Genomic DNA, 5,038 nt, shown 5'->3' with positions numbered 1-5,038 from the left:
CCGGCTCGCCTTTGGGCTGTCTGGCCTGCAGTGTTGTCGTCATAATTGGCATGTGTGCGGCGCGGGGCACTGGAGCGTACACAGGTCAGAATGGCGTGCTCAGGGAACCGGCCGCGTTCACCATGGCCATGCAGGAGAGGGTAATGCCGCAGACAATCTTTCCCTGCCGGATCATGCCGGTGACCTCCCCATGGCTGTACCAGTGCGCGGTGGCCCCGGACTCTTCCTCGCGGTGGTGGATGTCCACGGTGCTGATCCGGTGCCGGGTTTCCCAGACAGCGACCCTGGTGGTTTGTACTCCGGTGTCCGGCCGAATCTCCCCCAGGAGCCTGGCCGAGTCGAAGATGAGCCCGGTTTCCTCAAACAGCTCCCGTCCGGCTTCAGCGCTGCTCAGGTCATCGGATCCTCCGCGCGGGAATTCGAGGGTATGGTCTCCGACCGGGTAGCGGAATTGGCGGACGAGGCCCAGGTAAAGCTGACCGCGGAAGTTTGCGACGGGAACAGCGACGACGCCCAGGCCGGTGCCGCTGGAGACGGTCGAGTATTGGCCTCCGGAGCCGTCCGGGAATATCACCTGGTCGGTGACGACGCGGATGAACGGGTTCCGGTAGGAGATAGTCCCGTCGATCCGGCGGATGATGTCATCGGCGGTTTCCGGGGCGGCGATGGTGGTCATGGTGTCCTCTGGCTGGGCTGAGTCATTCGGGGCGTGGCGGGTTCAGTTCATTGCTGGTGCGGGAAACGCTGGGCGGCCATGCGCATCCCGATGAGCGTCTTGATGTTGAGGGTTCCGTAGCCCGATCCGGTGCTGCGGTGGAATTCGTCGACGATGATGTCATCTTCGACGTCGGCGCCGGCCAGGATGGCGTGGTCGATGTCGGATTCGAGGGCGGTGACCGGATGTGAAGTGAAGTGCCGGTTCTCTGATTCGGGCACCTCCGGGCGCTCAGCCTTGCCGGCGGCCATCCGTTCGTTCATGATTGCGACTTTGCCCAGTTGCTGGCGCTGCCATCCTTCCGGTTGCATCCGCTGGTTGTGCAGCATGGTCTCGATGTGGGCCACGCCGACGTGCGGGAAGTTCTCCCCCAGTGCCCTCCGGTAGTCGGCGGTACCGCCGGGGATGTGGACTGCTGCGGCATGGAAGGTGTCGGAGGATGACGGGACGTAGTGCTTTTCGACGGCGGTCCGCTCCTGACGGCTCCGATACAGGTCACCGGCAAGCACTGAACCAAATTGGTGCGGTCGTGTTTCCCGCAGCGCCACGCGCAGCAGGGCTGTGTCTGTTGAGTCGTCGCGTTCGGCTTCTGCCCGGATCTGATCTTTTTGCTCCGCCGTGAACACCTGGTCGAAGTCGTCGCCGTCCAGGGCCTGGGTGAGAGCCTCCCGTGCGAAGTCACGGCGCTCGGCGTTCGACGGGTTGTCGGCGAAGACCTGCCGGTACAGTGCAGGATCCGACGGGACATGGATCGCAGCGGCTGTGAGTCCTACGGCTGGTTCGGCGTGATGGGCGGAGGCGAACCGTCCGCCCGCGGGGGTGCCCTTGGGCTGGCGTGCCGTCGTAATGCTCATGCTGCGTCCTTCGTTGTGGTGTCGATGGTGGCGATGGAATCCAGGTCCAGGAAATTGCCGATCGAGTAAACATCGGCGTCTTCGGTCTTGGGTTCGTGATCGGTCCAGCGGCCGCCGTCCGCGTGCAGGGCGGCGAAGTGGGGCAGGCTGTCGCTGATGCGTGTTTTGAAGTCGTCGTCGTGCCAGTGGCCGATCCGCTTCCAGTTCCGGTCGTAGATGACGGACGGCAGTGCGCAGTCGTCGCGGCCGTCCCACTCGACATCGGCGTAGCGGGCGTCAGGGTAGTTTTCGCGGATGTGATCGGCGGCAAGGACCAGTGAGACGTCCTCGTACTCCAGGCGTGCCTGCACCATCCGTTCACGGGCGTCCTGCTGGCGGCTCTGGAGCCCAGCGCGGTCCACGGAGCTTCCGGCTGCCAGGTTCAGGCCTGGTTCAGCGTGACTGGTTGGTGCGAACTGGCCGCCGGTGGGAAATCCGCGGGGCCGGCGGGAGGTGATTGTGCTCATGTCCTTGTGTGTGCGGCACATTCAACGGTCCGCCGGCCTGGCATGTTTTTGGAGCGGTAAAGGGGCGCCCGGCTGCCCGGTTCTACGCATGTTTCAGGGTATGAATGAGGATCTGAAGACCCCTTCGCCCGCCCCGCAGCTTCCCTGGATGGATTCGGGGAACTACACGCCGCCGGTGCCGGTGAAGGCGCCCGCGGTACGCCGGAGGAAACCCCGTACGGCGCTGCCGGTGGCTGTAATCGCCATCGCCCTGACCGTATCGGCCTGTGTCTGGCTGCTCCTGGGTATGCCTGGAATGACCCGCGTTGTCGCCGAGGTCAAAGCATTGACCGGACAGTGGCCTTCTCCCGGCCAGCAAAAGATCGACACGTCTGAGCCGCTGGCTGGTATTGCCGGCGCTGACAGCGGAAGCACCGCCTTCAGCTTCATGGGCGAAAAGGACCAGCGAGTGGTTGCTTTCGATCCCTGCCAGCCGGTCCACTACGTGATCGGGGAGGCCAACACCCCGGCAGGCGGGAACCGTCTCGTCAAGGAGGCCATCGCAACGATCTCCGCCGCGACCGGGCTGGAATTCGTCTACGACGGAACCACCGACGAGTCGGCCTCGGAGGTTCGGCCGAAATACCAGCCGGAACGCTACGGCGATGTGTGGGCACCGGTCCTGGTGTCCTGGACGGCGCCGGAGACGACGCCCGACTTTGGCGGCAGCATTGCCGGTGCCGGCGGCAGCGAGTCGGTCAAGGCGTGGACGTCACCCTGGGTCCTGGTCACCGGGCAGCTTCAGCTCGACGCCCCCCAGCTGGCAGCCATGATGGAAGAGCAGGAAGGTCACGAGCTGGCCCGGGGCATCATCATGCACGAGCTCGGTCATGTGGTCGGGCTGGACCACGTAGGAGACTCGGGCCAGCTGATGTACTCGGAAATTTCCAACGACGTCACCGAATTCGCATCCGGCGATCTCGCGGGCCTGGCCGCAGCAGGCAATGGTTCCTGCGTGTCCGAATACTAGGCAGCCCGCAGTGTTTCCGCCGCTTCTTCGGCAGCCTCTTCGAAACTTTTGCTGACCAGCAGCCGCTGGCGTTCACATTCGGAGTTCAGGTCGGGGAACGCTTCAGCGATTACGGCGAGGCATTTGATCTTCAGTTCCCGGTTGTAATGGTCGCGCAGGTCGTTGCTGCTGAACTGGCTGCGCAGCAGTGACTTGTCGTAGACGGTGCGGGTGTGCCGGATGAAATTGACGGTGATGCGGTCAAGGTTTCCCGGGTGCATGAAGGTTCTGCTGCTCACCCGGCGCCCGTCTGCGGCCGCGGTGTCGCGGTAATGGTCGTGGGCCAGTGATTGGAGCTCTTCGAGGCTCTCGGGGCAGCTGAGGGTGACCTTGATGGCTTGTGCGGCGCGGCGGGTTTTCTGCGTCTCGGCACGTCCGGTCAGACGGACCTGGCGGCGGACACCTGGCTTGGAAGACCTGTAGGCGCCAATCCGGCCGCTGCCTTTGCGGATGCGTTCGGTGGTGTCCGGCTCATCCTCAAGCAGGTCCTGGTAACGGGCTGGAATATGCATTGGTCGTGCCTTTCGTGGATTTGGGGGTCAGGCCGCGGCCGCTGGGACGGGCGCATCCTCAAGGACGCACAGTGCGCACAGCGTGTACGCGTCGTGGTCGTCCCTGGCTCCGTCGCTGCAGTTGATACATGCAAGGACGGTATCCCTCGGTGTTGCTGGCCGGTTGCTCATATTTTCAATGTGTGCGGCCGTGGCCGGAACGATCATCGGAGCGGCGGCATTCTTTGTTCTCCACAGGCACGATTCTGCCCCGGCGGGTCCGGATGGGAGAGTATCCAAGGGTTCAGGCGTGGCCCGAAATCGTGTTTGGGGCGTGGGTCGTGTCAGGCGGCCATTCCGAGGGGCCGCCCGGCCCGGCGTCGTTCGAGCAGCGTGGTGATGGCTGCGTCGTTGCGGCCCGAGAGTTTCCCTGTTCCGTCATCGAAGTCGGCGCGTGCGGCGAACCGGTACGCCGCCGTGGTGGCGTTGTCCATCGGCTGCGCGACCGGTGCAGGTTCGAGCAGCAGCTTGATGCGGGCGGGTGCCGGCCGACGGGACTTCTTGATGCCGGTGGCTTCGGATTCGCCCCACGGCCCGCCAACCACGCTCACGCCATCGCGGCCAAGGACAGCCGATGCGAGCTCTGCCCTGCCTGGCCCTGCCGACGAGATGAGGGTGTGCACCGGGCGTCCGGCGCTGCGGCTGAGGGGTCCGGCGAGCAGCAACCGGTCCGAGGGCGTGTAGGGGGCCTCGCGCAACGGCAGCGGCATGGGTCCGGCGACGGCGGCGAGACACTTCGCCATGGAGCCTGCATCGAGGAAGGCCGGGCCTTTGACCTCAAGCCAGATCCGGTACTCGGGAAGGTAAAAGTCGGGCAGGTAGAACAGCTCGGGGCCAACCTGGTAATGGCATGGTTCGTAGTCCCAATTGATGTCCATCAGGTCCATGAGAATCGCCCACCTCGCCTCGAGACGGGAGCGGAAGATCCTTCCTGAGTAGGAAGCCTCCAAGCCCTTTGGCCGGGGTGCCCGCGAGGTGCGCCGGGACGGCTTACGGGCTGCAGACTTAGCCGGGGCTGCAGTGCTCGGTTTCCCGGCCGACGCAGTCCTGGACGGGGCAGGCTTTTTTGCCGCGGCTCTCTTGGCGCTCGGCTTCTTCGTCGCTGTCCGTCCAGCACCGGTCTTGGCGTGTGCTGAGACCGGACGCTTCTTCGCTGTAGTCTTTGTGGCTTTGCCCGACATGATGGCCTCCTGCCTGAAACCATGCGCAGATGTGGTCACCACCGGGCGTCGCTTTTAGCGGGATGGAGGCCGAACCACCGATTAGGCTGTGGGCACCCCTGTCCACCCACTGTCCACTAATACGAAAGTAAGGTGACTTAGGCTGCGGCGGCCGGAGCGATGGTGACGTTGTAGCCGAGGCTG

6 protein-coding genes are annotated in these 5,038 nt (G+C 64.5%); 1 reads left to right on the top strand and 5 read right to left on the bottom strand.

Features of this window, described 5'->3' with window-relative positions; genetic code table 11:
* Positions 1-85 precede the first annotated feature (85 nt).
* Genes Y707_RS23155 through Y707_RS0103610 form a run of 3 tightly spaced genes read right to left on the bottom strand, consistent with a single transcriptional unit; the run spans position 86 to position 2,075 of the window.
* Complete coding sequence (locus Y707_RS23155; protein WP_051441611.1) at positions 86-676, bottom strand: NUDIX hydrolase; 591 nt, start codon at positions 674-676, stop codon at positions 86-88.
* Between the two features lie 47 nt (positions 677-723).
* A complete protein-coding gene (locus Y707_RS0103615; protein ID WP_026534078.1) occupies positions 724-1,569 on the bottom strand; it encodes a hypothetical protein in 846 nt (281 codons plus the stop codon).
* Positions 1,566-2,075, bottom strand: coding sequence for a hypothetical protein (locus Y707_RS0103610; RefSeq protein WP_026534077.1), 510 nt, complete (start codon positions 2,073-2,075; stop codon positions 1,566-1,568). The genes Y707_RS0103615 and Y707_RS0103610 overlap by 4 nt, the downstream gene beginning before the upstream one ends.
* A gap of 100 nt (positions 2,076-2,175) precedes the next feature.
* Here Y707_RS0103610 and Y707_RS23150 point away from each other — a divergent pair, with 100 nt between their 5' ends.
* A complete protein-coding gene (locus Y707_RS23150) occupies positions 2,176-3,084 on the top strand; it encodes a matrixin family metalloprotease (RefSeq protein ID WP_162150166.1) in 909 nt (302 codons plus the stop codon).
* On the opposite strand, the gene Y707_RS0103600 is transcribed toward Y707_RS23150, so the two are convergent.
* Together Y707_RS0103600 and Y707_RS28760 are read right to left on the bottom strand one after the other, a co-directional pair.
* Entirely contained in the window at positions 3,081-3,635 is a 555-nt protein-coding gene (locus tag Y707_RS0103600) for a hypothetical protein (protein WP_026534076.1), read from the bottom strand. The genes Y707_RS23150 and Y707_RS0103600 overlap by 4 nt on opposite strands.
* 323 nt (positions 3,636-3,958) lie before the next feature.
* The gene (locus Y707_RS28760; RefSeq protein ID WP_155852667.1) at positions 3,959-4,855 is read right to left on the bottom strand and encodes a PDDEXK family nuclease; all 897 of its coding nucleotides are present in this window, start codon (positions 4,853-4,855) and stop codon (positions 3,959-3,961) included.
* Positions 4,856-5,038: the final 183 nt, after the last annotated feature.

The sequence above is a fragment of the Arthrobacter sp. H14 genome, from assembly GCF_000520495.1.
Classification (GTDB): domain Bacteria; phylum Actinomycetota; class Actinomycetes; order Actinomycetales; family Micrococcaceae; genus Arthrobacter_C.
Note: the sequence above shows the minus strand (reverse complement) of the source record. Positions and strands in the feature narration are given on the sequence as shown.

What these genes read in the sequence shown, in the direction of transcription:
- Y707_RS0103615 (WP_026534078.1), bottom strand. Translation starts at nt 1,569, where the DNA reads ATGAGCATTACGACGGCACGCCAGCCCAAGGGCACCCCCGCGGGCGGA.
- Y707_RS23155 (WP_051441611.1), bottom strand. Translation starts at nt 676, where the DNA reads ATGACCACCATCGCCGCCCCGGAAACCGCCGATGACATCATCCGCCGG.
- Y707_RS28760 (WP_155852667.1), bottom strand. Translation starts at nt 4,855, where the DNA reads ATGTCGGGCAAAGCCACAAAGACTACAGCGAAGAAGCGTCCGGTCTCA.
- Y707_RS23150 (WP_162150166.1), top strand. Translation starts at nt 2,176, where the DNA reads ATGAATGAGGATCTGAAGACCCCTTCGCCCGCCCCGCAGCTTCCCTGG.
- Y707_RS0103600 (WP_026534076.1), bottom strand. Translation starts at nt 3,635, where the DNA reads ATGCATATTCCAGCCCGTTACCAGGACCTGCTTGAGGATGAGCCGGAC.
- Y707_RS0103610 (WP_026534077.1), bottom strand. Translation starts at nt 2,075, where the DNA reads ATGAGCACAATCACCTCCCGCCGGCCCCGCGGATTTCCCACCGGCGGC.